At 63.5% G+C, this 24,018-nt stretch carries 25 protein-coding genes and 1 tRNA gene; 16 read left to right on the top strand and 10 right to left on the bottom strand.

Annotated features, from left to right (window positions below; translation table 11 throughout):
• Positions 1-73: 73 nt before the first annotated feature.
• The 4 genes from serS (at position 74) to FJ988_RS05715 (ending at position 4,584) form a co-directional block, all read left to right on the top strand.
• Entirely contained in the window at positions 74-1,378 is a 1,305-nt protein-coding gene (gene serS / locus FJ988_RS05730) for a serine--tRNA ligase (RefSeq protein ID WP_140815784.1), read from the top strand.
• On the top strand, positions 1,378-2,136 hold the full coding sequence (gene surE / locus FJ988_RS05725) for a 5'/3'-nucleotidase SurE (protein ID WP_140815783.1): 759 nt from the start codon (positions 1,378-1,380) through the stop codon (positions 2,134-2,136). The genes serS and surE overlap by 1 nt, the downstream gene beginning before the upstream one ends.
• 13 nt (positions 2,137-2,149) lie before the next feature.
• On the top strand, positions 2,150-2,800 hold the full coding sequence (locus FJ988_RS05720) for a protein-L-isoaspartate(D-aspartate) O-methyltransferase (protein WP_140815782.1): 651 nt from the start codon (positions 2,150-2,152) through the stop codon (positions 2,798-2,800).
• A gap of 260 nt (positions 2,801-3,060) precedes the next feature.
• Positions 3,061-4,584 (top strand): peptidoglycan DD-metalloendopeptidase family protein, encoded by a 1,524-nt coding sequence (locus tag FJ988_RS05715; RefSeq protein ID WP_140815781.1) that lies wholly within the window; start codon positions 3,061-3,063, stop codon positions 4,582-4,584.
• Positions 4,585-4,788: 204 nt separating this feature from the next.
• Here the strand turns inward: FJ988_RS05715 and FJ988_RS05710 are convergent, their stop codons facing one another.
• Positions 4,789-5,664, bottom strand: a complete 876-nt coding sequence (locus FJ988_RS05710; protein WP_140815780.1) for an ATP-binding protein — start codon at positions 5,662-5,664, stop codon at positions 4,789-4,791.
• Between the two features lie 266 nt (positions 5,665-5,930).
• Between FJ988_RS05710 and yajC the strand changes: the two genes are divergently transcribed.
• From yajC to FJ988_RS05675, 7 genes are all read left to right on the top strand, one after another.
• Positions 5,931-6,272 (top strand): preprotein translocase subunit YajC, encoded by a 342-nt coding sequence (gene yajC / locus FJ988_RS05705; protein WP_140815779.1) that lies wholly within the window; start codon positions 5,931-5,933, stop codon positions 6,270-6,272.
• 52 nt (positions 6,273-6,324) lie between these two features.
• Positions 6,325-7,323, top strand: coding sequence for a SecDF P1 head subdomain-containing protein (locus FJ988_RS05700; protein ID WP_140815778.1), 999 nt, complete (start codon positions 6,325-6,327; stop codon positions 7,321-7,323).
• A gap of 89 nt (positions 7,324-7,412) precedes the next feature.
• On the top strand, positions 7,413-9,974 hold the full coding sequence (gene secDF, locus FJ988_RS05695) for a protein translocase subunit SecDF (RefSeq protein WP_140815777.1): 2,562 nt from the start codon (positions 7,413-7,415) through the stop codon (positions 9,972-9,974).
• A 13-nt stretch (positions 9,975-9,987) separates the two neighbouring features.
• Complete coding sequence (locus FJ988_RS05690) at positions 9,988-10,377, top strand: Mth938-like domain-containing protein (protein WP_140815776.1); 390 nt, start codon at positions 9,988-9,990, stop codon at positions 10,375-10,377.
• The gene (locus tag FJ988_RS05685; protein ID WP_246688439.1) at positions 10,378-11,244 is read left to right on the top strand and encodes a phytoene/squalene synthase family protein; all 867 of its coding nucleotides are present in this window, start codon (positions 10,378-10,380) and stop codon (positions 11,242-11,244) included.
• Between the two features lie 80 nt (positions 11,245-11,324).
• Positions 11,325-11,750 (top strand): hypothetical protein, encoded by a 426-nt coding sequence (locus tag FJ988_RS05680; RefSeq protein WP_140815775.1) that lies wholly within the window; start codon positions 11,325-11,327, stop codon positions 11,748-11,750.
• Entirely contained in the window at positions 11,750-12,700 is a 951-nt protein-coding gene (locus FJ988_RS05675) for a sterol desaturase family protein (RefSeq protein WP_181183427.1), read from the top strand. Before FJ988_RS05680 ends, FJ988_RS05675 begins: the two co-directional genes overlap by 1 nt.
• A 9-nt stretch (positions 12,701-12,709) precedes the next feature.
• On the opposite strand, the gene FJ988_RS05670 is transcribed toward FJ988_RS05675, so the two are convergent.
• From FJ988_RS05670 to FJ988_RS05650, 5 genes are all read right to left on the bottom strand, one after another.
• Entirely contained in the window at positions 12,710-13,021 is a 312-nt protein-coding gene (locus FJ988_RS05670) for a type II toxin-antitoxin system ParD family antitoxin (protein ID WP_140815773.1), read from the bottom strand.
• Between the two features lie 74 nt (positions 13,022-13,095).
• Positions 13,096-13,647, bottom strand: coding sequence for a hypothetical protein (locus FJ988_RS05665; protein WP_140815772.1), 552 nt, complete (start codon positions 13,645-13,647; stop codon positions 13,096-13,098).
• A 3-nt stretch (positions 13,648-13,650) separates the two neighbouring features.
• Entirely contained in the window at positions 13,651-15,060 is a 1,410-nt protein-coding gene (gene trmFO, locus FJ988_RS05660; protein WP_140815771.1) for a methylenetetrahydrofolate--tRNA-(uracil(54)-C(5))-methyltransferase (FADH(2)-oxidizing) TrmFO, read from the bottom strand.
• Positions 15,061-15,535: 475 nt separating this feature from the next.
• The gene (locus FJ988_RS05655) at positions 15,536-15,676 is read right to left on the bottom strand and encodes a DUF1127 domain-containing protein (RefSeq protein ID WP_084508100.1); all 141 of its coding nucleotides are present in this window, start codon (positions 15,674-15,676) and stop codon (positions 15,536-15,538) included.
• 53 nt (positions 15,677-15,729) lie between these two features.
• Complete coding sequence (locus FJ988_RS05650) at positions 15,730-15,870, bottom strand: DUF1127 domain-containing protein (protein WP_140815770.1); 141 nt, start codon at positions 15,868-15,870, stop codon at positions 15,730-15,732.
• Between the two features lie 233 nt (positions 15,871-16,103).
• Between FJ988_RS05650 and FJ988_RS05645 the strand changes: the two genes are divergently transcribed.
• Together FJ988_RS05645 and FJ988_RS05640 are read left to right on the top strand one after the other, a co-directional pair.
• Positions 16,104-17,222: a DUF2157 domain-containing protein gene (locus tag FJ988_RS05645; protein ID WP_140815769.1), complete on the top strand. Its 1,119-nt coding sequence runs from the start codon at positions 16,104-16,106 to the stop codon at positions 17,220-17,222.
• Positions 17,219-17,800, top strand: a complete 582-nt coding sequence (locus tag FJ988_RS05640) for a GDYXXLXY domain-containing protein (protein WP_140815768.1) — start codon at positions 17,219-17,221, stop codon at positions 17,798-17,800. Before FJ988_RS05645 ends, FJ988_RS05640 begins: the two co-directional genes overlap by 4 nt.
• A gap of 87 nt (positions 17,801-17,887) precedes the next feature.
• Here FJ988_RS05640 and FJ988_RS05635 read toward each other — a convergent pair.
• Positions 17,888-17,972, bottom strand: a tRNA-Leu gene (locus FJ988_RS05635).
• 343 nt (positions 17,973-18,315) lie between these two features.
• Between FJ988_RS05635 and tig the strand changes: the two genes are divergently transcribed.
• Both tig and FJ988_RS05625 read left to right on the top strand, forming a co-directional pair.
• Complete coding sequence (tig, locus tag FJ988_RS05630; RefSeq protein WP_140815767.1) at positions 18,316-19,818, top strand: trigger factor; 1,503 nt, start codon at positions 18,316-18,318, stop codon at positions 19,816-19,818.
• A gap of 199 nt (positions 19,819-20,017) precedes the next feature.
• A complete protein-coding gene (locus FJ988_RS05625; RefSeq protein ID WP_246688438.1) occupies positions 20,018-20,527 on the top strand; it encodes a type VI secretion protein in 510 nt (169 codons plus the stop codon).
• Positions 20,528-20,538: 11 nt separating this feature from the next.
• Here FJ988_RS05625 and FJ988_RS05620 read toward each other — a convergent pair whose 3' ends face one another.
• Genes FJ988_RS05620 through FJ988_RS05610 form a run of 3 tightly spaced genes read right to left on the bottom strand, consistent with a single transcriptional unit; the run spans position 20,539 to position 23,067 of the window.
• The gene (locus FJ988_RS05620) at positions 20,539-21,153 is read right to left on the bottom strand and encodes an isochorismatase family protein (RefSeq protein WP_140815765.1); all 615 of its coding nucleotides are present in this window, start codon (positions 21,151-21,153) and stop codon (positions 20,539-20,541) included.
• A 28-nt stretch (positions 21,154-21,181) separates the two neighbouring features.
• Positions 21,182-21,943 (bottom strand): DNA repair protein RadC, encoded by a 762-nt coding sequence (gene radC, locus FJ988_RS05615; protein WP_140815764.1) that lies wholly within the window; start codon positions 21,941-21,943, stop codon positions 21,182-21,184.
• Between the two features lie 59 nt (positions 21,944-22,002).
• Complete coding sequence (locus tag FJ988_RS05610; RefSeq protein WP_246688437.1) at positions 22,003-23,067, bottom strand: bile acid:sodium symporter family protein; 1,065 nt, start codon at positions 23,065-23,067, stop codon at positions 22,003-22,005.
• 86 nt (positions 23,068-23,153) lie between these two features.
• Between FJ988_RS05610 and FJ988_RS05605 the strand changes: the two genes are divergently transcribed.
• On the top strand, positions 23,154-24,002 hold the full coding sequence (locus tag FJ988_RS05605; RefSeq protein WP_140815763.1) for a LysR family transcriptional regulator: 849 nt from the start codon (positions 23,154-23,156) through the stop codon (positions 24,000-24,002).
• Positions 24,003-24,018: the final 16 nt, after the last annotated feature.

The raw sequence follows: 24,018 nt of genomic DNA, 5'->3' as shown, positions 1-24,018 counted from the left end.
CCCTGATATCGGCCGTCTTGCATCCACGGCAGATGCGGTTTACGCCCTCGATCCTTACTTTTGAGGATCGACCATGCTTGACATCAAATGGATTCGCGAAAACCCGAAGGCCCTTGTCGAGGCGCTGGTGAAGCGCTCGTGGGCGGCGGGCGAGGCGCAGTCCACGGTCGACGATTTGATCGCCGGCGATGAGGCGCGGCGTACGCATCTGAGCGAATTGCAGGTCAAGCAGGAGCGGCGCAACGCCGCCTCGAAGGAGATCGGCAACGCCATGCGCACGGGCGATGCGGCGCTTGCCGAGAAGCTCAAGGCCGAAGTCAGCGATATCAAGGCGTTCATCCAGAATGGCGAGGCACGCGAGCGCGAGCTCGACAGGGCGCTGAACGACGCGCTTGCCGTGCTGCCCAACGTGCCGCTGGAAGACGTTCCGGTCGGCAAGGACGAACACGACAATGTCTTGAAGCGCATGGTTGGCGAGGTGCCGACGCGGCCGAACTGGGTCAAGGAGCATTTCGAGATCGGCGAAGCGCTCGGCATGATGGATTTCGAGCGCGCGGCAAAGCTTTCCGGCGCGCGCTTCACAGTGCTGAAGAGCCAGCTGGCGCGGTTGGATCGCGCGCTCGGCCAGTTCATGCTCGACCTGCACACCACCGAGCACGGCTATGAGGAGGTCCAGCCGCCGCTGATGGTACGTGACGAGGTCCTGTTCGGCACCAACCAGCTGCCGAAATTCGAGGAGGACCTGTTCTTCACGCCGCATGGCGACGGGCGGCTCGGCCTGATCCCGACCGCTGAAGTGCCGCTCACCAATCTCGTGCGCGAAGAAATCACCGCCTACGATAAGCTGCCGTTGCGCTATACGGCGCTGACGCCGTGCTTCCGGTCCGAAGCGGGCTCGGCCGGCCGCGACACGCGCGGCATGCTGCGCCAGCATCAGTTCTACAAGGTCGAGCTGGTCTCGATCACCGACCAGGAAAGCTCGATCGCCGAGCATGAGCGCATGACGCAATGCGCCGAGGAAGTGCTGAAGCGGCTCGGCCTGCCGTTCCGCACCGTGACGCTGTGCACCGGCGACATGGGTTTTGGCGCGCGCAAGACCTATGACATCGAGGTCTGGCTGCCGGGACAGAACGCCTATCGCGAAATCTCGTCCTGCTCGGTCTGCGGCGATTTCCAGGCGCGGCGCATGGATGCCCGCTACAAGGACAAGGACGGCAAGGGCAACCGCTTCGTCCACACGCTGAACGGTTCGGGCACCGCTGTCGGCCGCGCGCTCATTGCTGTCATGGAAAACTACCAGAATGAGGATGGCAGCGTAACCATTCCTGAAGTGCTGCGGCCTTACATGGGTGGTCTGGCGAAGATCGAATCGAAATAATGCGCATTCTTCTGACCAATGATGACGGCATCCATGCCGAAGGCCTCGCTTCGCTGGAGCGCATCGCCCGCACGCTGTCGGACGACGTCTGGGTGGTGGCGCCGGAGCAGGACCAGTCCGGCTACGCGCATTCGTTGTCGATCTCGGAGCCGCTTAGGCTGCGCAAGATCGGTGAGAAGCATTATGCCGTGCGCGGCACGCCGACCGACTGCGTCATCATGGGCGCGAAGAAAATACTGCCTGGGCCGCCGGACCTGATCCTGTCGGGTGTCAATTCCGGCGCCAACATCGCCGACGATGTCACCTATTCGGGCACTGTCGCCGGCGCCATGGAAGGCGCGCTGCTCGGCGTGCGCTCGATCGCGGTCAGCCAGGCCTATTCCTATGTCGGCGAGGATCGCGTCGTGCCTTACGAGACGACCGAGGCGCTGGCACCGGCGCTCTTGAAGAAACTGGTGGAAACGCCGCTGCCGGACGGCGTGCTGCTCAACGTGAATTTCCCGAATTGCGCGCCGGACGAGGTCGAAGGCACGGTCGTCACCTCGCAAGGCAAGCTGGTGCACAGCCTGTGGGTCGACGAGCGTCGCGACGGGCGCGGCCTGCCTTATTACTGGCTGCGCTTCGGCCGCGAACCTGTCGAAGGCAAGAAGGGCACCGACCTCCATGCGATGCGCAACCGGCTGGTGTCGGTGACGCCGCTGCAGCTCGACCTCACAGCCCATGAACTGCTCGACCAACTGACCAAGGCGTTGTCATGAACAAGGTTCTGGCATGAACACCATCGACGAACGCGAAGGATTTGCCGCTTTCCTGCTTCGCCTGCGGGGCAGGGGCACGGCGCCGAAGGCGCTGATCGCAGCGTTCGAGGCGACGCCGCGGCGCGGGTTCCTGGCGGCGCAGTTCCACTCGATCGCCTGGTCAGAAGGTATGCTGCCGATCGAATGCGGTGAGGCGATCGAGGGCGCCGACCTGCAGGCTGCGGTGCTCGCGGCACTTCACATCGAGCCGGGCAACCGCGTGCTCGAGATCGGCACCGGCTCGGGCTACACCGCCGCGGTCATGTCGCGGCTTGCCGGGCGCGTCGTCACCATCGACCGTTACAAGACGCTCACCGAACAGGCGAAGCAGCGCTTCGAAGCGCTCGGCATCTCGAACGCCATCGCGCGCCAGGCCGACGGCTCCAACGGCCTGCCCAATGAAGGCCCGTTCGACCGCATCGTCGCCTGGGCGGCCTTCGACAGCCTGCCGCGCTTCCTGCTCGATCAGCTGTCGAGCGGCGGCATCGTCATCGCGCCGATCGGCCCGGAAGAGAGCGAGCAGGTGCTGGCCAAGCTCACCAAGGTCGGCAGCCGCTTCGAGCGCGAGGACATCGGCATGGTCCGGCTGCAGCCGATCCTGCGCAGTGTCGCCGCGGTAATCTAGGTGCATTGATATTCAGGTGAGGCCGGCCTGCAAATGGCGGTTTCCTGCGCTTCCGGTGCTCACGTACTTTAAGTACGCTCCGCTCCGGTTCTCGGAAAATCGCCATTTTCGTCTCGGCCTGACCTGAATCTCAATGCACCTCGGGCGCCTACGAAATGTTTTAAGAAAATTTTCGTCGGATTCTAATGGGTTAACCGCCCAGTAACATTAACGCGCTTTAATCAGGGCCAGTTTGTACCGGGTCTGTGCGGGTTAATGCGATGCAATTCAACGTTTTGAAGGCAAACAGTCGCAATCTGGCGCGTGGCTGCGCCGTCCTGATGATCGCCGGCGCTGCGGCCGGCTGCAGTTCCCAGGCAATGCGATTCAACGGTGTCGACGATGTTTTCACATCATCCACCAACAACCAGCGCGCCATCATCGACAAGCAAAGTGTCGACCAGCCCTATCCGGGCGATACCTCGGTCGCGCCGGCGCCGGTCGACGGCAGCCACACCCAATCGGTGACCCGCTCCAGCCTGGAGCCGGTCACTGCTCAGCAATTGCCGCCTCCGGCCGCACCCGCTGCCGCCAAGCCGATGCGCACTGCGTCTGCCCCGGCGCTTGCGCCGGCTCCCGCCGCGCCGCGTCTCGACAAGACGGCGACCGGCACCGTCGCGCCGGCCAAGCCGTTCAAGACTGCCGAGCCGGATGCCGTGCGTAGCGCAAGCGGCACGCCGCATGCGACAGAGATCGTGGTCCGCGAGGGCGAGACGCTGTCAGGCCTGGCGCAGCACTATCACGTGCCGGCAGACGCCATCGCCAAAGTCAACGGCATCGACCCGAAGAAGGGTCTCCGCAGCGGCCAGAAGATCGTCATCCCGGCCTACGCCTATTCGAGCAAGGCCGAGCCCAAGGTCGCCGACGCCAAGCCGGTGAATGCTCCCAAGGAACCGGCCAAGGGGCCGGAAAAGGTCGCGGTGCTGCCGCAGCAGCCGAAGGTCAAGGACGGCAAGTCGGCCGCGCAGGTCGATGCGTCGGCTGCGGCGGCCGGTTCGAAGACGCCTAAGCCCGCGCCGCAGGTGGCCGAGGCCAAGCCGGCAGGCGCCGGCGGCACCTACACCGTCCAGCAGGGCGACACGCTGTCGTCGATCGCCAGGAAGACCGGCGTCGGCACCACGGCGCTGAAGCAGGCCAACGGCATGAAGGACGGCCTGCTCAAGATCGGCCAGACGCTCAAGGTTCCGGCCGGCGGCACCGTCCAGGTCGCGGCCGCCAAGCCTGCGGCGCCTGCCAAGCCGGCGATCGATCCGGTGACGACGGCAACGACGCCGCCGGCGGCCAAGACCACCGAGACGCTCGCTTCCTACACGCCGCCGAAGAAGGACGCCAAGGTCATCCAGCAGGCCGAGGACGACGATGCGGTGGCGCCGGACGCAACCGGCATCGGCAAGATGCGCTGGCCGGTGCGCGGCCGCGTCATCTCCAGCTTCGGCTCGGGCAAGGACGGCGTCGACATCGCGGTGCCGGAAGGCACGCCGATCAAGGCGGCCGAAAACGGCGTCGTCATCTATGCCGGCGACGGCCTCAAGGAGTTCGGCAACACGGTGCTGGTGCGCCATGAGAACGGCCTGGTCACCGTCTATGGCCATGCCAGCTCGATCGAGGTGCAGCGCGGCCAGAAGGTCAAGCGCGGCCAGGAGATTGCGCTCTCCGGCATGAGCGGCACGACGGACTCGCCCAAGCTGCATTTCGAAGTGCGCAAGAACTCGGCGCCGGTCGATCCTTCCAGCTATCTCGAATAGAACAAGAACCGTTTGCGGGCCGCCTGACCTCCAGTCCGGCCCGCCTTCTTCGGCCCGTTCCGCAAGGAGCGGGCCTTTTCAGTTGCGATAGAGCGCCTCACCGTTTCACGGAAACGGCGAACCGCTCTATCTCTTTGTTTTTACGCAATTCCGGACGGAAAACCGCAAACACTTTTCCTGGAATTGCTTTTAGCGTTGGACGCTTCAGTCCTTCAGCGGCTTGCCGAGGCGGCCGGCGAGGTCCTGTGTGAACTGCCAGGCGACGCGGCCGGAGCGGCTGCCGCGCGTCGTCGCCCATTCCAGCGCCTCGGCACGCAACTGCTCGGGATCGACGGCCAGGCCGTGATAGCGGACATAGCCGTCGATCATGTCGAGATATTCGTCCTGCGAGCATTTGTGGAAGCCGAGCCAGAGGCCGAAGCGGTCGGAGAGCGAGACCTTTTCCTCGACCGCTTCCGACGGGTTGATTGCCGTCGAGCGCTCATTGTCGATCATGTCGCGCGGCAAGAGATGTCGGCGGTTCGACGTGGCGTAGAAGATGACGTTCCCCGGCCGGCCCTCGACGCCGCCCTCGAGCGCCGCTTTCAGCGACTTGTAGGAGGTGTCGTCGTGATCGAAGGACAGGTCGTCGCAAAACAGGATGAAGCGATAGGGGGCGGCCTTCAACAGGCTCATCAGCTTGGGCAGCGTGTCGATGTCCTCGCGATGGATCTCGATCAGCTTGAGCGGCCTGTCGAGCTTTTCCGAGGCGTTGACGCTGGCGTGCACGGCCTTGACCAGCGACGACTTGCCCATGCCGCGCGCGCCCCACAAAAGCACGTTGTTGGCGGCATAGCCGGCGGCGAAGCGCTCGGTGTTGTCGAGCAGGATGTCGCGCACCCGGTCGACGCCGCGGATCAGGCCGATGTCGACGCGGTTGACCTTGCGCACGGGCTCCAGAAAGCCGGGATCGGCCTGCCAGACGAAGCAGTCGGCGACCGACAGGTCGGTCCGAGGAACGGGCGGCGCGGCAAGGCGGGAAACCGCTTCGATCAGGCGGTCCAGCTTCTCGTTCAGGGCATCCAGGCTGGTGTCGGTCATATCGGGTCTTTTCGTTCGGGCATTTCGCAATGCGGAAACAGCTCCCAGGCCGCACTGCAAGAACCAGCCCCAAGCTTTTGTTGGAACATGATCTTTTCGGCGAAGCCCCAGACGCTTCCGGCTGCGACGCTCTAGCACGCGCCAAACGGCTGGAAAAGCAATGGATTTGGCCAGTAGCGGAGTTGCATTGGCAAGTTTAGCGACTATATTCCGGCCAATTTCGCGGGGCCGCCCCGACGGTAATTTCACCATCCAGGAGTTTCTTGATGTTCGTCACCCCGGCTTACGCCCAAACCGCATCAACGCCGTTCGGTGCCATGGACTTGGGCATGATCCTGCCATTTGTCCTGATTTTCGTGATCATGTATTTTATGATAATCCGGCCGCAGCGCGCGCAGCTGAAGAAGCGCCAGGAGATGCTGGCGGCGGTGCGCCGCGGCGACACGGTGGTGACCGGCGGCGGCTTTGTCGGCAAAGTGACCAAGGTGATCGACGACAACGAGCTGGAGATCGACCTTGGCGGCACCAAGGTGACGGCGCTGCGCTCGACGATCGCCGATGTGCGGGTCAAGGGCGAGCCGGTGGCGAACCAGAACGCCAAGAAGTAACCGAGATGCCCTGCGGCATGGGTCGCGGGGAAGGTTCGATGAACGGCAGCATATGGTCTATCTGTTGCGCCTGAAGGTCATTGCGATCGGGCTTGCCCTGGTCTCGGTGATCTTCGGCACGTCGACTGTTCTTGCCGCCGACCCCCACATTCTGCTTCGTGTCGATATGACTGACCTGGTCGGCAGCCGCATGGCCGAGGCACGCGACGAGATCAGGACGCTGCTGCGCGACGCAAAGCCGACGATCCGCTACAGCGGACTTGCCGTGTCGGACAGTGCGGTTCAGGTGCATATCGACGATGCCAGCCAGGTCGAGGCCGCCAAGGCCGCGCTTAAGAGCTTGACCGATCTTGTCGCCGGCATGGAGGAGCTGGCCCTGGACGACGGCCAGCCCGGCCTGCTGAAGTTCACGATGACGGACGCAGGCGTGAAATCCCGAACCACCGCCGCGCTCAAGCAATCGATCGAGGTCGTCAAAAATCGCCTGCAGGATTTTGGCATTGCCGGTGCCGGAATCCGCCAGGCGGACCAGGACGGCATATTGGTTCGGGCGCCGGGCGTCGAGGATTTGCAGAGCCTGGGAAAAACGCTTACCCGGCCCGGCCGGCTGAGTTTTCAACTGGTCGACACATCGATGCCGGTGAACGATGCGCTCAATGGCCGGCCGCCTGTGGGCTCGTCGGTTTTGTATACGATGGACGATCCGCCGATTCCCTACCTTATCGAAAACAGAATACTCGTTTCCGGTAAGAATGTGATTGACGCCAACGCGACGCCCAATGCTCTGACTGGTGAGCCTGTTGTCGCATTCCGGCTCGATTCCAGGGGTACTGAGCGTTTCGAATGGGCGACGAGACAGTATGTCGGCAGGCCATTTGCGGTGATTTTGGACGACAAGGTGATTTCCGCCCCCATCATTCGCGAACCGATCAAGGGCGGTACCGGCCAGATATCGGGGAATTTTACCAGCTCGGAAGCCAAGGCCATTGCCTCGCTGATGCGCACCGGCGCGCTGCCGGTGAGATTGACAATCGTCGAGGAAGCGCGATAGGGCCGGCCGTGGCTGAAATGACGATGATAGACAACAACCCAGCCGACGGCGGAACGCTGCCGCTTGTACGCCTGAACGGATAAGAACGAATGCTCTATTTCTCGCGCCTGAAGATGATCCTGATCTGGCTGGCGGTTGCCGTCACAGTGGTCCTCGCCGCGCCCAATCTTTTCCCGGCGAGCATGCTGGCCGAACTGCCGAGCTGGGTGCCGAAGCGGCAGATGACGCTCGGCCTCGACCTGCAAGGCGGCTCGCACATCCTGCTCGAAATGAATCAGAACGATCTGATCAAGGACAGGATGGAGACGACGCGCGACGAGATCAGGACGCTGCTGCGCGACGCCAATCCGAAGATCAACTACACGGGCCTGTCCGGCTCCGGCCGCACGGTGCAGGTGCGCATCTCGGACCCGACGCAGATCGATCAGGCCAAGAAGGTGTTGAAGCCGCTGACCGATCCGGTGGCGGCCGGCCTGTTCAGCGGTGGCTCCATCCAGGAAATGGCGCTGGATGATTCCGAGCCCGGCCTGCTCAAATTCACGGTTACCGACGCCGGTCTGAAATACCGCACCTCGACGGCGCTGACGCAATCGATCGAAGTGGTCGAGCGGCGCGTCAACGAGCTTGGCACCACCGAGCCGATCGTGCAGCGCCAGGGCGACGACCGTATCCTGGTCCAGGTGCCGGGCCTGCAGGACCCGCAGCGGCTGAAGGAAATCCTCGGCCAGACCGCCAAGCTGACCTTCCAGATGGTCGACCAGTCGATGCCGGTGCAGGACGCGCTGAAGGGCCGGCCTCCGGCAGGCTCCACCGTCCTCTATTCGCAGGACGATCCGCCGGTTCCCTATCTGATCGAGAACCGCGTCATCGTTTCCGGCGAAAACTTGGTCGACGCACAGGCGACCTATAACTCGCAGAACAACGAGCCGGTCGTCTCCTTCCGATTCGATTCCAAGGGCGCGACGCGCTTCGGCCAGGCGACATCGCAGAATGTCGGCAAGCTGTTCGCCATTATCCTCGACAACCAGGTGATCTCGGCGCCGCAGATCCGCGAGCCGATCCTCGGCGGCACCGGCCAGATTTCCGGCAACTTCACCGCGCAGAGCGCCAACGATCTCGCCGTGCTGCTGCGCGCCGGCGCGTTGCCGGCGACGCTGACGGTGATCGAGGAACGCACGGTCGGTCCGGGCCTCGGGCAGGACTCCATCCATGCCGGCAAGGTGGCGGGCGTGATCGGCTCGATCCTCGTCGTCGCCTTCATGTTCGTGGCCTACGGCTTCCTCGGCTTCCTCGCCAACATCGCGCTGGCCGTGCACGTCGCGATGATCGTGGCCGTGTTGTCGCTGCTCGGCGCCACGCTGACCTTACCTGGCATCGCCGGTATCGTGCTCACCATCGGCATGGCCGTGGACTCCAACGTGCTGATCTATGAACGCATACGCGAGGAGCGACGACTTGGGCGATCGGTGATCCAGTCGATCGACACCGGTTTCACCAAGGCGCTGGCGACGATCGTGGACTCCAACGTCACCTCGCTGATCGCGACCGTTGTGCTGTTCTGGCTGGGCACCGGCCCGGTCAAGGGATTTGCCATCACCTATGCGATCGGCATCCTGACCACGGTCTTCACTGCCTTCACCTTCACCCGCATGCTTGTGTCGATCTGGCTGCGCCGCGCCCGCCCGAAGGAATTGCCGCGCGCGCCGGTAACCTTCATCCCGCCGGGCACCAAGATCCCGTTCATGGGCATCCGCCGCTGGACCTTCGCTTTGTCCAGCCTGTTGTCGATCCTGTCGGTCGTCGGCTTCCTGACCATCGACATCAATTACGGCATCGACTTCAAGGGCGGCTCGATGATCGAGGTGCAGTCGAAGCAAGGCGATGCCAATCTCGGCGACATCCGCAACCGGCTGTCAGAGCTCAACATCGGCGAAATCCAGGTGCAGCAGTTCGGCGCGCCGAACGACGTCTTGATCCGCGTCGGCACGCAGGACGCCGGCGAGAATGCCGAGCAGACCGTCATCGACAAGGTCAGGGGCGAACTGCAGGACCAGTATGACTTCCGCCGCGTCGAAGTCGTCGGCCCGACGGTGTCGGGCGAACTCGCCAAGCAGGGCACGATCGCCATGCTGATCGCGCTGGTCGGCATCCTGCTCTATGTCTGGTTCCGCTTCGAATGGCAGTTCGCGGTCGGCGCCATCATCGCCACGGTGCACGATGTGGTGATGACGATCGGCTTCTTCGTCATAACCGGGCTGGAGTTCAACCAGTCTTCGCTGGCGGCGATCCTGACCATCATCGGCTATTCGCTCAACGACACCATCGTCGTCTATGACCGCGTCCGCGAGGATTTACGAAAATACAAGAAGATGCCGCTGCCGCAGCTGTTGAACAACGCCATCAACGAGACGCTGTCGAGAACGACGCTGACCTCGGTGACGACGATCCTGGCGCTGCTGGCGCTGGTGCTGTTCGGCGGCGAGGTGATCCGCTCCTTCACGCTGGCCATGCTGTTTGGCGTCGTGTTCGGCACCTATTCGTCGATCTTCATCGCCGCGCCGCTGCTGATCCTGTTCAAGCTGAGGCCGCAGGCCACGGCGACCGAAGAGGAGAAGAAGCCGGTGAACGGCGGTAAGGCCGTGGCGACCTGAAATCGCGCGGCTTATGGCCAAAGGCATCATCATCCGCGAGGCGCATTTCCCGGGCAGGGCGCCGATCGAGGCCTATGGCAATGGCGGTTTCCGCTTCGCCGACATGTCGCATCGCGGCTCGCTGCTCGTCCTGCCGTCGGGCATCCATGGCTGGGAGCCGGCCGATCCATTGGCGCTGAAGGTCTCGGATTTCGAAAAACTGTTCGGCGAGGCCGGCAAGGTCGAGATCCTGCTGGTCGGCATGGGCAAGGAGTTGCGGCCGCTGCCGGCCGCCTTGCGCGCCGCGTTCAGGGAAGCCGGCATCTCGGCCGACCCGATGTCGACCGGGGCGGCGGTGCGCACCTACAACGTGCTCCTGGCCGAAGACCGCGCCGTGGCGGCGGCGCTGATCGCCGTCGATTGAATGGCCGGCACGCCCAAAATCGTAGCGAATGGCGGCATCGTCATGGATGCGGTGCGCGCCGCCGACCATGACCGGTATCTGTCGGCGCTCTACGCGCCGGCTGACAAGCGCGACGCGCTGTTTTCGCTCTATGCCTTCAATGCCGAGATCGCCGGCGTGCGCGACCGCATCCACGAGCCGCTGCCCGGCGAGGTCAGGCTGCAATGGTGGCGCGACGTCATCGCGGCCGAGGACGATGCCGAAACCGGCAACCCGATCGCCGATGCGCTGCGGGCGACGATTGCTGCAAACCGGCTGCCCAAGACTGCTTTCGACAACATGCTCGAGGCGCGCATCTTCGACCTCTATGACGATCCGATGCCGTCGCGGACCGACCTCGAAGGCTATTGCGGCGAGACGGCCGCGGCATTGATCCAGCTTGCGGCGATGGCGCTCGATCCGATTGCGGCGCCGGGCTTTGCCGAACTGGCGGGCAGGGCGGGTTGCGCGCAGGCGATCACCGGGCTTCTGCTTTTGCTGCCGCTGCACCGCCGTCGCGGCCAGTGTTTCGTTCCGGCCGACATACTGGCGGCGGCCGGCACGTCGCCGGAGGCATTCGTCAAAGGCGAGGATGCGCAGGCTGCCGAGCGCGCCGTGGCGGCGATGATCGCGCTGGCGCGGGAACACCTCAACGCCTTTCAGAAAGGCGCGTCGGCGCTTCCCGTTGCGCTGCGGCCTGCCTTCCTGCCGCTGGCGCTGACGCGAGCCTATCTCGACAAGATGGAGAAGGCAGGGCCGTCACCACTCGTAGCGACGGCAAAGCTCCTGAACATCCGCCGGCACTGGTTGCTCCTGCGTCATGCGATGCGGGGCTGGACAGCCCTTTGACGTAAACGTCAACCATGCTAGGGGTTCTGTCAGGCGGACTCGCGTCACAGAAATGCGGTCGCCGGAGGAGCCGCCTTTCCATGAGCCTGCCAGTCCTGGTCGTCCTAGTCGTGTTCGGCATCGCGCTCTCTGTCGCGGCTGTGCACTTCACCGGTGGTACGACAACCGCGACACTTGCCGGCGCCGAGCAAGCGCTTGCCCGCTTTGCCGAAGACTTTCCCGACGAAAAGCCCGGGAACGTGTGGCTGACCGCGGACCGCCACAGTGCCTTTCTCGATCTTGGCCCACGGCGCTGCGCCATCGTGCACAGCATCGGCGACTGTTTCCTGACGCGCATCGTCACACCGCACGACATCTTGGCGATGGCGAGGGAAGGCAATGTTTTGTCGCTCAGGCTGAACGACTTCACCTGGAAGGGCGGCCGCTTCACTTTTGCAGACGAGGCCGGCGCGCGCGCCATGGCGGCGGCGCTGCAGAACCACGATCAGATCCGAGAGGCGGCGTGATGGACCAGTATGATTTCCCGCAGGTCACCCAGCTTGCCATTCCCTTCTTCGTCGCCGCGATTCTGATCGAGCTCTGGCTGGTGCGCACCGGCCGCGCCAAGGGATCGTTCGAGACGCGCGACACGCTGACCAGCCTGATGATGGGCACCGGCAATGTCGTCGCCGGCATCCTGCTCGGCGTCGTGTCCTACTGGGCGCTGCTGTGGCTCTGGCAGTTCCGCTTCTTCAATCTCGGCCTGTCGGTCTGGGTGTTTGTGACCGCCTTCCTGCTCGACGATTTGCGCTACTATATCTACCACCGCATCGCGCATCGGGTGCGCTGGGTGTGGGCCGAGCACGTCAACCACCATTCCAGCCAGCACTACAATTTGTCGACGGCGCTGCGGCAAAGCTGGACCGGGCTGTTCACCTTCATGTTCGTGCTGCAGGCGCCGCTGGTGCTGCTCGGCTTCCATCCGGCGGTGATTGCCTTCGTCTTCGGCTTCAACCTCGTCTGGCAGTTCTGGATCCACACCGAGGCGATCGGCAAGATGTGGGGCTGGTTCGAATTCATCTTCAACACACCCTCGCATCACCGCGTCCACCACGCCACCAATCCGCGCTATCTCGACGCCAATTATGCCGGCACGCTGATCATCTGGGACCGCATGTTCGGCACCTTCGTCGAGGAACTGGAGGAAGACCGGCCGCGCTACGGCATCGTCAAGAACATCGGCACCTTCAACCCGCTGAAGGTCGCGTTCCACGAGTGGATCGGCATGTTCAAGGACGCGTTTGCGCCGGGCCTGACGCTCGGCCAGCGGATCAATTATCTCATTCAGCCGCCTGGATGGAGCCATGACGGTTCGCGCGACACATCGGAGACGCTGAAGGCGGCCTACGTCAGGCGAAATCCGTCGGAGGCAGGCAAGCCGGGATTGCCGGCGGCGAGTGCTGAGCCTGCGGAGTAGCTCCCGCCTTTAGGATGGGTCGTTCGAATCATCGGTTGGAGACCCGCCTGCGCCTTTTGTTCGTTGGGCGAAGAGCTCTCGCAGTCGAGCATCAACTTCTTCCACCGGGACGCTTGGCCTCGGGTCCTCGAGCGAAGCTTTCACCCGCGCGCGGATCGATGCCATGCGCTCGGCATGCTCTTCCTCCTCGCGCTGGAAGGCGCGGAGCGCTGCGTGAATGACTTCACTGGCCGAGCCGAAGGAGCCGTCCTCTACCTTTTCGCGAATCATGCGCGCCATGGCTGGCGTGACAGTGACGGACAGCTTTTCGGCGGCTTCCATTAAACGGCTCCGTTAGGCAGCAAGTAGGGTTCTACTCTATCCTCGGGACCAGCCAAAGGTGCCCGGATTCGAATCTACCCTGCGGCTGGGCTGTCACCAGGCACGGCAGCGCTGATACGCCGTGTTTTACCGAAACTCCGCCCGAAGGTATGGCCCTGCGCGTCCGTGAAATTTGCTTCCAACTCGACCAGCGCGTCAACGACCGCAGGCGCTTCCGAGCCGGGGTTTTCTCTCTGGAACCGGGCGCTGACGTACACGCCTTGAGGATGTGACGGATTGAGACGGGCCTGGATGGTCCAGAACGATGAGAGCGAGTACAGCGTCTTCATGAAAGCGAGCAGCAGCTGGTCGGTGTAGGGCCCTTTGACACTCTGCACGGCGATTATTCGCTTCAGGCTTCGATCGCGGCTCTCATTGTAATTTTCGTTCTCGTACAACCAGCCTTTGCCGCCATGAGGCTGGCCGATCAACGCTTCGAGCGCCGGTATGTGAACCTCGCGCAGCTTCCGCAGGTTCGTGCATTGGACGTAGATGCTCCAGCAAATCTCGTAGTCGCCAGTGAAAGGCTTGGCACTCGTCGGCAAACCCGGCGGTAAAACCTGGGGCAGCCTGGAGACGTCAGCCATGAACTACTCCGCCGCCTCGGCCCGCGCCGGCAGCCCCAGCCATCCACGGCAATCCGTCAGCGCACGCGAGGTGATCGCGTGCCTTTTGGCGACGGTCTTGTCCTTGCCGCGCAGGCGTTTTCCCTCGGTCTTCGGCGCTTCCACCGGCGGGAACAGGCCGAAATTGACGTTCATCGGCTGGAAGGAGCGCTTGCCCGGCTCGTCGTCGGAAACGATGTGGCCGCCGGTGATGTGGTTGAGCAGCGCGCCGAAGGCGGTCGTCGCTGGCGGCAGCGACGGCGCGTGGCCGAGGCGCTCGGCGGCGGCGAAGCGGCCGGCGAGCAGGCCTATTGCCGCGCTCTCGACATAGCCCTCGCAGCCGGTGATCTGGCCGGCAAAGCGCAGGCCGGGCCGCGATTTCAGCTGCAGCGATTGATCGAGCAGCGTCGGCGAATTGATGTAGGTGTTGCGGTGCAGGCCGCCAAGCCGGGCGAAGTCGGCGTTTTCCAGCCCCGGAATGGTGCGGAAAATGCGCACCTGCTCGGCATGCTTCAGCTTGGTCTGGAAACCGACCATGTTGTAGAGCGTGCCCAGCGCATTGTCCTGGCGCAGTTGCACCACCGCATAGGCCTTGACCGTCGGATTGTGGGCATTGGTCAGCCCCATCGGCTTCATCGGCCCGTAGCGCAAAGTCTCGACGCCGCGCTCGGCCATCACCTCGATCGGCAGGCAGCCGTCGAAATAGGGCGTGCCTTCCCACTGCTTGAATTCCGTCTTCTGGCCGTCGAGCAATGCCTGGATGAAGGCGAAATACTGCTCCTTGTCCATCGGGCAGTTGATGTAGTCCTTTCCGGTGCCGCCCGGCCCGACCTTGTCGTAGCGCGATTGGAACCAGGCGGTGTTCATGTCGATCGTGTCGAAATGCACGATCGGCGCGATCGCATCGAAGAAGGCAAGCGCATCGGCGCCGGTGGCTTCCGCGATCGACTGCGCCAGCGAGGGCGCCGTCAGCGGGCCGGTGGCAACGATCGCCTGGTCCCAGTCCTCGGGCGGCAGCCCAGGCACTTCCTCACGCTCGATAGCGATCAGCGGGTGCGCCTCGATCTTCGCTGTGACAGCATTGGAAAAGCCGTCGCGGTCGACGGCCAGCGCGCCGCCGGCCGGCACCTGGTTGGCATCGCCGGCGCTCATGATGAGCGAACCGGCCAGCCGCATCTCGGCATGCAGCAGGCCGACGGCGTTGTTCTCGGCATCGTCGGAGCGGAAGGAGTTCGAGCAGACGAGCTCGGCCAGCCCATCGGTCTTGTGCGCGTCGGTGCCGCGCACCGGGCGCATCTCATGCAGCACGACGGGGACGCCAGCTTGCGCGATCTGCCATGCGGCTTCCGAACCGGCGAGGCCGCCGCCGATGACGTGTACGGGATTTTTGCTCATGAGCGCCGGAATAATCGCTTGGCGAAGCGATTGCAATTGCCGGCGGCCGAGGGAGGGGGGCACTGATTCCTGCTGGAGCATGATCTTTTCCGAAAACCAGTTCCCACTTTTCGGGATCATGCTCTGAGAACAACAACACCCGCCGGGGGAGGAGGTCCGGCGGGTGTCGTTTTGGGGGTCGATCCTCGGGAGGAGGTGAAGATCGACCGTATTCGCCATCGCCGGGGAGGAGGTCGGCTTTGACGAAATTCCTTTCGCTTTTTAGAGGGGGCGAAACCCCTTGAAGACGAACTTCGTTCGCTTCTGGAAGACGAACTGCGTTTGCTTCTGGAAGACGAACTGCGTTTGCTTCTAAACAACGCCCGCCGGGGGAGGAGGTCCGGCGGGCGCCGTTTCGGTGGTCAACCCTCGGGAGGAGGTGAAGGTTGGCCGTATTCGTCAGGATCGGGGAGGAGGTCGATCCTGGCGAAATTCCTTAGATCGCCTTGCGGGCGACCATCTTGATCTCGTCGCGAACGATACCGAGATCATGGAGCTGGCGGTTCGAAAGCCGACCCAGCTCGGTAACGGTGTCGCGGTAGACGCGCCAGTTACGATAGCTGCGGATCAGGTTCATTGTCGTATACTCTCTTCAAAAACTGGTTCGGACCATTTGCGGTCCGAAGCGAATTAGGCCGCCTTGCGGGCGACGTAGTGGATGTCGCTGCGGCTGATGCCGAGGTCGGTCAGTTCACGGTTCGACAGGCGGCTCAGCTCGGAGACGGTGTCCCGGTAGCGGCGCCAGTTGCGATAGTTGCGGATCAGGTTCATGGTAGTTCTCGTTTCGTCTTTGGTTCGGATCATTCCGTTTGTGTACGAACAGAAAGTAGGCGGGGTCGTATCGATTTAAAAGTGCCGTTGGCGCATGGCAGCAATGCAAATTGTGCAATGCAACATTAACGGCCGTTCACGCCTGCGACACAAAGAAGGCCGAATCGGAAAATGCCACTGCGTCAACGGCTTGGCAGTTCCGGCTAAAGATGTGACCGGGCTGGGGGACTTGCATGGCGGGCTATTCGACACGGGTAAGGGCGGATATCGCGCACTGGCGCGAGGCAGGGCTGGTCGATCCCGCCACGGCGGACGCATTGCTACGCGATGTCGCCGCCAACGAGCGCGCATCGCTGAGTTTCGGCTCGATCCTGGCGATGATGGCGGCACTCCTGTTCGGCGCCGCAATCCTGATCTTCGTTGCCGCCAACTGGGAAGCCATCCCGCGCGTCGTGCGCGTGGCCGCGCTCTTCGCCGTCATCCTGGGCGGCTATGTCGGCGGCGCTTTTTTGAAGACGCGCGACCACGCGGCGATCGGCGAGGCGCTGTGGATCGTCGCCGCGGCAGCCTTCGGCGGTTCGATCGCGTTGATCGGCCAGATGTACCATCTGTCGGGCGACGAGGCCTCGGCGCTGGTGACCTGGTGCGCCGGCACGGCGCTGGCCGCGGTTGCGCTGCGCTCCAACCCGCTGACGGTTGCGGCGGTCGGCATTGCGGACGCCTGGCTGTTCCTCAGGGGCTTCGACTTTTACGGCCGTGGCGAGTTTCCGCATTTCTTCCTGGTCATGGCGGTCGTGCTGTTTGCCATTTCCTTCTGGACGCGCAGCCAGGCCGCCCGTCACCTGATCATCCTGTCCATCCTCTTCTATCTCGTGCTCCTGCTCGGCAATCACGACTCGCTGCGGATCGGCATCCCGTTGGCCGTCGCCTCGGCATTGCTGTTTGCCGCGGCGGTTTTTGGCGGCGATCCGATCGACAAGGTTGTTCAACTTGGCGGCCGGCTGCCGCTGCATGCCCTGCTCGGCTTCCTCACCGGCATTGCGATGGTCCAGTTCGAACTGGCGGATGAGAGCAGCTACAACAGCGGTTTTGCGCTTGCCTCGGTCGTGGCGCTGGCAGGCATCGTCGCGGCGATCATGCTGGCGGGCCGCGAGAGTCGCGGACTGCGCTGGCTGGCCTATGCCGGCTTCGCCTTCGAGCTTGCCATCATCTACGTCGTCACCTTGCAATCGATGCTCGACACAGCCGGCTTCTTCCTGGCGGCGGCGGTGCTGCTCGGCGTTCTGGCGCTGGTCATCATCCGTGTCGAAAAGCGCATGAAAGCGCCAGCCGGGAAGGGAGCAACGGCATGAGCGGGAGAAAACTCATCGTCGCGGCGCTGGTGCTGGCGCTTGTCCAGATCGGCTTCCTCAGCTGGATCATCGCCAGTCGCGCGGCGATCCTGCGCAACGGCAAGGAAGTGCTCGTCAAAGTCCAGCCGGTCGACCCGCGCGACCTTCTGCGCGGCGACTACATCTTCCTCAACAACAGCATTTCGCGGATCCCCGTGAAGCTGATCGCCAATGTCCCGCAAGGGGCGTCTTCCAGCGACGACGGCCCGATCGTGGTGCGGCTGAAGAAGGGCGCCGACGGCTATTGGCAGCCGATGGCCGCCTGGTTCGGCCGGGCGCCGACGCCGCCCGGCGCGGACGAGGCGGATATCGCAGGGCATGTCAACGCTGGCTGGGGGCTGCAAGAGCCCGACGCGACGATCGAGCCGGACTATGGCATCGGACGCTTCTACGTGCCGGAGGGCGAGGGGATGGCGATCCAGAACGACATGCGGGTGCGGCCGTTCAGCATCAAGCTTGCGCTTGCGGCCGACGGCACCGCGCAGATCAAGGCGTTGATGGACGGTGACAAGACGCTGTTCGAGGAGCCGCTTTACTAGTCCTCCCTGGCCAAATCCTCGGAGGACACGTTCGGCTCTTCGAGCCTCAGGTGGGGCTCGCCACCCTAAGCTCGTCAGAGCGAAGAGTGGTGCGGATGAAGGGACTCGAACCCCCACGCCTTTCGGCACTGGAACCTAAATCCAGGGCGTCTACCAATTCCGCCACATCCGCGTTCCCCGGCAATCCCATGTAGCCATCATTCTGTCAATGTCGGGGCTCAGATCGCGTCCATACGGCTAAACGCGAAGATGGTTGAAAATTAGCCTCGCCTGTGACAAAAGGCGTGTCGAATGTGACGGAACGTGAATATCCGCTTCTGCAACATGTGAAAAGTTTTAGGAAAAACAAAGACTTACTCACGGTTCAGAAAGCGCAGTTCAGGAGAGTTTGAACCGCATCAGCGGTCAAATCATCAGGTTCCGTACCAAGAGCCATTTCCGGCAAGATCATACCGGCAGGCTGTGAACGGCTGAAACCGTTTGGCAGTCCCATTGATGAAGACAAAGGTTTTAGGATGCAGGTCACCGAAACGCTCAATTCCGGTCTCAAGCGCGAGATCAAGGTCACCGTGCCGGCGGGTGACATGGAAGCCAAGCTGATGGCGCGGCTGACGGACGCCCGCGACAAAGTCCGGATCAACGGCTTCCGTCCGGGCAAGGTGCCGGTGCAGCACCTGCGCAAGATGTACGGCAAGTCGTTCATGGCCGAGGTGGTCAACGAGATCCTCAACGACTCGACCCGTTCGATCATCACCGGCCGCGGTGAAAAGGCCGCCATGCAGCCCGAAGTGATCATGACCGAAGACGAGAAAGAGGCCGAGAAGATCCTGGCCGGCGGCACCGACTTCGAGTTCAGCCTCAATTACGAGGTCATCCCGGCGATCGAGATCAAGGATTTCTCCGACATCAAGGTGACGCGTCAGGTCTATGACGTGCCGGACACGGAGGTCGAGGATCAGGTCAAGCGCGTTGCCGAATCGGCGCGCAGCTATGAGCCGAAGACCGGCAAGGCCGCCGAGGGCGACCGCGTGAGCATCGACTATGTCGGCAAGATCGGCGGCGAGGCTTTCGCCGGCGGCGCCGGTACCGACCAGCCGCTGGTGCTTGGCTCCAAGGAGTTCATCCCGGGCTTCGAGGACCAGCTGATCGGCACCAAGGCAGGCGACGAGAAGCAGATCACCGTCACCTTCCCGGAAAACTACCAGGCCGCGCATTTGGCCGGCAAGGAAGCCACCTTCGACGTCACCGTCAAGGAAGTGTCGGCCCCTGGCGAGCTCGAGGTCAATGACGAGACTGCCAAGAATCTCGGCCTGGAATCGCTCGATCGCCTGCGCGAGATCGTGCGCGGCCAGATCGAGAACCAGTTCGGCTCGATGACCCGCCAGAAGGTGAAGCGGCAGCTGCTCGACCAGCTCGACGCCGCCTATTCCTTCGAGGCGCCCTCGAAGCTCGTCGAGGCCGAGTTCAACAACATCTGGGCGCAGGTCAACCGCGACCTGGAGGCCGCCGGCCGCACCTTCGCCGATGAAGAGACGACGGAAGAAGAAGCGCGCGCCGAATATATGCGGCTTGCCGAGCGCCGCGTGCGCCTTGGCCTGGTGCTGGCCGAAATCGGCGAGAAGGCCGGTGTCGCCGTGTCGGACGAGGAACTGCAGCGCGGCCTGTTCGAGCAGGTGCGCCGCTTCCCGGCCAACCAGCAGCAGGAAGCCTTCGAGTTCTACCGCAGCAATCCGGAAGCCGTGAACGCGCTGCGCGCTCCGATGTTCGAGGAGAAGGTGGTCGACTATCTGCTCGGCCAGATCTCGGTCAACGACGTCAAGGTCGGCAAGGAAGAGCTGATGGCCGACGACGAGGAGGCCGAGACCACGACCAAGGCGAAGCCGGCGAAGAAGGCTGCCTCGAAGAAGGCTGAGGCCAAGGCAAGTGAATCGAAGGCGGCTGAGGCCGGCGACGAGGCCGAAGAGCCGAAGAAGAAGGCCGCGCCAAAGAAGAAGGCCGTGGCCAAGGAAGCCGAGTAACACGGCGCATCACTACGATTTCGAAAGGCCGCCTCCGGGCGGCCTTTTTAGTTAGGGGCTATCTCATTGTGGCGGCGCAGCAACACACGCAGCTTGTCTTGACGGCCTGCCGCTGGCGATACCAACCGTTGAACATTATCTGCTTTTCATCGCATGCGCAGGGCGTGCTTGGAGGCATTTTGTGAGGCTGGGGTTGATGATGAGAGACGTGGCATTCGCCGCAGCGCTCTTGTTGGCCGCGGCCGGCAGCGCCGCCCGGGCCGAGCCGGCTCTCGGCAACTGGCGCGTCGACACCGGCAGCGACGGCCAGGTCACGGCATCGCTGCATGCCAGCAACAAGCTCATCACCGGTGGCGGGGCCCTGGGCTACAGTCCGGTGCTGACATTGGCGTGCCGGCCGGACGGCGATCCACGCTGGAGCGAATGGCTGCAACTCAACGATGCCGTTTCGGCGAGCCGCAAGATCACCATCTCGGTCGTCGTCGACGGCGGCAGTAAATTCGACGAAAGCTGGTCGGTCGGGTCGCGCGGCAGAATGCTGGTCCGCGACGGAGACGACGGCATCAAGCGGCTGGTTTCGGCCAACCGGCTCACCCTGTCATGGCGCTTCGGCCTGTTGTCCGGGCGCGGCGAGGCCGATTTCGAGCTCGCCGGCCTGTCCGAGGCGATCGGCCAGATCGCTGCAAGCTGTAAGATCGATCCGCCTTGAGCGCTTATCGCTCAAAATAGCCTGGCGAGTTCATCCACCGTCATCACGCGTCCGAACACCTTACCGATGATGCTGAGCGTTGCCCGATGCGAGGCCTCGTCCAGACCGCCATTGGCGTCGCCGACGAAGACGACCTTGTAGTCGCGCATGAAGGCGCTGCGGGCTGTGGATTCGCAGCAGATGCTGGTGACGGTGCCGATGATAATTACCGTATCGACCCGACCGGCGCCGCGAATGTTACGCAGCACCGTCTCCAGCTGCGTGTTGTGGAAGGCGTCATAGCGATGCTTCTTGATGACGACGTCACCCGGCAGTGGCGCCAACTCGGCGACGATCTCCGCGCCGGCGCTGCCTTCGCGCATGCCGGTGGTTTTTAGCCTGGGCTGGTAGGCGGTTTCGAGCGGAGAGATGTCGAAGCGGTCGCTCAGCACATGCTGCGTGTAGATTACGGGGATGTCGGCGCCTCGGCAGAGCTCGACCACCCGCCGCATCACCGGAACGCGCAGCCGCGCCATGGCGACTTCCATGACGGCGCCTTCGTCGACGAAGTCGCTCTGCATGTCGATGACCAGCAGGGCGGCACGCTCCTTGTCGAACGACCATGGCGCGTCGGCTTGTTCAAGCATGTCGGTTTTTGTCCCCTGTTCGTGGAGGCTAGATCAGCAGCAGCCCCTTCATCGACGCATTGCCCTTGCGGCCGATGATGATGTGGTCGTGCACGGCGATGCCGAGCGGCTTAGCCGTTTCGATGACCTGCTTGGTCATCTCGATGTCCGCGCGGGATGGCGTGGGATCGCCTGACGGGTGGTTGTGCACCAGGATGACGGCGCTGGCGGAGAGCTCGAGCGCGCGCTTGACCACTTCGCGCGGATAAACAGGCGTGTGGTCGACGGTGCCGGTCTGCTGCACCTCGTCGGCGATCAGCCCGTTCTTCTTGTCGAGGAAGAGGATGCGGAACTGCTCGCGGGCCTCGAAGGCCATGGCCGAGCGGCAATAGTCGAGCAGTTGCGTCCAGTTCCCCAGCACCTCGCGGCCGCGCACCTCGCCGCGCGCCATGCGCTGGGCGGTGGCGGCGACGATCTTGATATCAATGGCCACCGTGGGTCCGATGCCCTTAACCTCTTCAAGCAACGACGTCGGCGCGCCGAGCACTTCGGCCAGCGAACCGAACCGGGCGATCAGCGCCTTGGCGATTGGCTTGGTGTCGACGCGCGGGATCAGCCGGAAGAGCAGCAATTCGAGCAGTTCGTAGTCGGGCAGGGCGTCCGGTCCGCCCGCCACGAAGCGCTCGCGCAGGCGGTCGCGGTGGCCGTGGTAATGCGGCTTTTCCGCTGCCACGGTCTTTTCCCGAGGCTTTTGCGGCGGCTCGACCCAGGCTTCGGAAAAGAACGCCCGTTCGTCTTCGACTTTTCCCATGGCCCGCCAACTCCCCCTCAGGCTTCGAGGCGAAGACTAAAGCAATCCAAGGCAAAGTGTTAAGCGGTTTCCGCTGGCAGGGGTTCGCCTTTACGTGCAGCGCCGACTTGATCCGCGTCAGCGGGGACGGCCGCGGTGGCGGCCGCGGCCTGCGGCGCAACACGCGAACGCGCTGCCCTGGCATATCTCTGGGCGATCATGGCGCAGACCATGAGCTGCATCTGATGAAACAGCATCAGCGGCAGGACGATCGCGCCGACGCCCTGGCCGGCAAAGATGACATTGGCCATCGGCACGCCGCTCGCCAGGCTCTTCTTCGAGCCGCAGAAGGTTACGGTGATCTGGTCCGCCTTGTCGAATCCAAGCAGCGGGCTGCCAAAGGCCGTGGTCACGAGCACCAGGCCAAGCAGTATCATCTCGGCGACGGCGACCACGGCAATGTCGCGCAGCGAGAACTGGTGCCACAGCCCCTCGACGACGGCGGTGCTGAAAGCGAGATAGACGACCATCAGGATCGAGCCGCGATCGACCGGCATCAGCAGCGTCTTGCGGGCGCGGATCCAGTTGCCGATGCGGGGCTCAAGGAGCTGCCCCAGCGCAAAGGGCAGCAGCAGCTGCACCAGGATCTGGCTCACCGCGTCCCAGGAGAACCCGCCATGTCCGCCGGCCGAAAAGAGCACGCCAACAAGCAGGGGGGTCAGCACCATGCCGAAGATGTTGGAAGCCGATGCCGAACATATGGCCGCGGGAACATTGCCGCCGGCCATCGAAGTGAACGCGATCGACGACTGCACCGTGGACGGCAGGACACAGAGGAACAAGATGCCGAGATAGAGCGGCTTGGGCAGGATGGAGGCAGGCAGAAAGCCGAACGCCAGACCCAGCAGCGGGAACAGGCCGAAGGTCGTCAGCAGGATGACGAGATGCAGGCGCCAGTGCGTCAGGCCGGCGATGACCACGTCGCGCGACAGCCTGGCGCCATGAAGGAAGAACAGAAGCGCGATCGCGAAATCGGTCGCGACCGCGAACCATTTGGCGAAGACGCCGCTTGCCGGCAAGACCGATGCGAGAGCGACGGTGCACAGCAGCAGGATCAGAAAGGTGTCAGGCAGAAAGCGGCGCATGGCGTGTTCCCAAGTCGAATCGCTGCCTTTTCCTGCATTGCGAAACAGGATACAAGCAATAACAGTTATCGTGATTCAGGATATCGATGCTCGATCTCGTCCAATTGCGCAGCTTCGTCACCGTCGAGCAGATGGGAAGTTTCACGCTTGCCGCCGACAGGCTGGGTTTGGGGCAATCAACGGTCAGCCAGCACATCCGCAAGCTGGAGACGGCGGTCGGCAGGCAGTTGCTGGCGCGGGACACGCATAAGGTGGTGCTGACCAGGGACGGCGAGGCCTTGCTCGGCCATGCCCGCACCATTCTGTCGATCGAGGGGCAGGTGAATGCGCTGTTCGCCGTGCAGAGGCTGCGGGGCACGTTGCGGCTCGGCGTCTCCGAGGACTTCGTGACCAGCCGGCTGCCATCGGTGCTGGAGGATTTCGGCCGCTCCCATCCTTCTGTCGATCTTGAGCTGACCGTGGCGCTCAGCGGCACCCTCTACGAGATGCAGGACAAGGGCGAACTCGACCTCGTGCTGGGAAAGCGCCGGCTGGGCGACACACGCGGGCGGCTGGTCTATCGCGAGCCTCTCGTCTGGCTCGCCCGCGATCCCGACCATGTGCTTTCGCTCTCGGCGCTGCCGTTGATTGCCTTTCCGCCGCCGAGCGTCACGCGCAGCATCGCGCTCGAAGTGCTCGAACGGCACCGGATGCCCTGGCGCATCGTATGCACCTGCGGCAGCCTGAGCGGGCTGACCGCAGCCGCTCGCGCCGGCATGGGGGTTCTCGTGCAGCCGCAAAGCATGTCCCCGTCCGGTCTGAAAGAAATCCCGTCCGGACGCCTGCCGCAGTTGGAGGACGTGGAGTTCGTCCTTATCCCCAGCAAAGGCGCCGACAAGGCACTGGTTTCGGCGCTGTCGGAGGACATCCTGGCCAAGGTGAGGGGGCTGCTCTAAGCGCTTCGCCTTGGCG

The organism is Mesorhizobium sp. CU3 (assembly GCF_006442965.1).
Classification (GTDB): Bacteria; Pseudomonadota; Alphaproteobacteria; order Rhizobiales; family Rhizobiaceae; genus Mesorhizobium.
Note: the sequence above shows the minus strand (reverse complement) of the source record. Positions and strands in the feature narration are given on the sequence as shown.

Bases quoted from the DNA above. Each gene is read 5' to 3' on its own strand.
- serS (WP_140815784.1), top strand. From the start codon at position 74: ATGCTTGACATCAAATGGATTCGCGAAAACCCGAAGGCCCTTGTCGAG.
- surE (WP_140815783.1), top strand. From the start codon at position 1,378: ATGCGCATTCTTCTGACCAATGATGACGGCATCCATGCCGAAGGCCTC.
- FJ988_RS05720 (WP_140815782.1), top strand. From the start codon at position 2,150: ATGAACACCATCGACGAACGCGAAGGATTTGCCGCTTTCCTGCTTCGC.
- FJ988_RS05715 (WP_140815781.1), top strand. From the start codon at position 3,061: ATGCAATTCAACGTTTTGAAGGCAAACAGTCGCAATCTGGCGCGTGGC.
- FJ988_RS05710 (WP_140815780.1), bottom strand. From the start codon at position 5,664: ATGACCGACACCAGCCTGGATGCCCTGAACGAGAAGCTGGACCGCCTG.
- yajC (WP_140815779.1), top strand. From the start codon at position 5,931: ATGTTCGTCACCCCGGCTTACGCCCAAACCGCATCAACGCCGTTCGGT.
- FJ988_RS05700 (WP_140815778.1), top strand. From the start codon at position 6,325: ATGGTCTATCTGTTGCGCCTGAAGGTCATTGCGATCGGGCTTGCCCTG.
- secDF (WP_140815777.1), top strand. From the start codon at position 7,413: ATGCTCTATTTCTCGCGCCTGAAGATGATCCTGATCTGGCTGGCGGTT.
- FJ988_RS05690 (WP_140815776.1), top strand. From the start codon at position 9,988: ATGGCCAAAGGCATCATCATCCGCGAGGCGCATTTCCCGGGCAGGGCG.
- FJ988_RS05685 (WP_246688439.1), top strand. From the start codon at position 10,378: ATGGCCGGCACGCCCAAAATCGTAGCGAATGGCGGCATCGTCATGGAT.
- FJ988_RS05680 (WP_140815775.1), top strand. From the start codon at position 11,325: ATGAGCCTGCCAGTCCTGGTCGTCCTAGTCGTGTTCGGCATCGCGCTC.
- FJ988_RS05675 (WP_181183427.1), top strand. From the start codon at position 11,750: ATGGACCAGTATGATTTCCCGCAGGTCACCCAGCTTGCCATTCCCTTC.
- FJ988_RS05670 (WP_140815773.1), bottom strand. From the start codon at position 13,021: ATGGAAGCCGCCGAAAAGCTGTCCGTCACTGTCACGCCAGCCATGGCG.
- FJ988_RS05665 (WP_140815772.1), bottom strand. From the start codon at position 13,647: ATGGCTGACGTCTCCAGGCTGCCCCAGGTTTTACCGCCGGGTTTGCCG.
- trmFO (WP_140815771.1), bottom strand. From the start codon at position 15,060: ATGAGCAAAAATCCCGTACACGTCATCGGCGGCGGCCTCGCCGGTTCG.
- FJ988_RS05655 (WP_084508100.1), bottom strand. From the start codon at position 15,676: ATGAACCTGATCCGCAGCTATCGTAACTGGCGCGTCTACCGCGACACC.
- FJ988_RS05650 (WP_140815770.1), bottom strand. From the start codon at position 15,870: ATGAACCTGATCCGCAACTATCGCAACTGGCGCCGCTACCGGGACACC.
- FJ988_RS05645 (WP_140815769.1), top strand. From the start codon at position 16,104: ATGGCGGGCTATTCGACACGGGTAAGGGCGGATATCGCGCACTGGCGC.
- FJ988_RS05640 (WP_140815768.1), top strand. From the start codon at position 17,219: ATGAGCGGGAGAAAACTCATCGTCGCGGCGCTGGTGCTGGCGCTTGTC.
- tig (WP_140815767.1), top strand. From the start codon at position 18,316: ATGCAGGTCACCGAAACGCTCAATTCCGGTCTCAAGCGCGAGATCAAG.
- FJ988_RS05625 (WP_246688438.1), top strand. From the start codon at position 20,018: ATGAGAGACGTGGCATTCGCCGCAGCGCTCTTGTTGGCCGCGGCCGGC.
- FJ988_RS05620 (WP_140815765.1), bottom strand. From the start codon at position 21,153: ATGCTTGAACAAGCCGACGCGCCATGGTCGTTCGACAAGGAGCGTGCC.
- radC (WP_140815764.1), bottom strand. From the start codon at position 21,943: ATGGGAAAAGTCGAAGACGAACGGGCGTTCTTTTCCGAAGCCTGGGTC.
- FJ988_RS05610 (WP_246688437.1), bottom strand. From the start codon at position 23,067: ATGCGCCGCTTTCTGCCTGACACCTTTCTGATCCTGCTGCTGTGCACC.
- FJ988_RS05605 (WP_140815763.1), top strand. From the start codon at position 23,154: ATGCTCGATCTCGTCCAATTGCGCAGCTTCGTCACCGTCGAGCAGATG.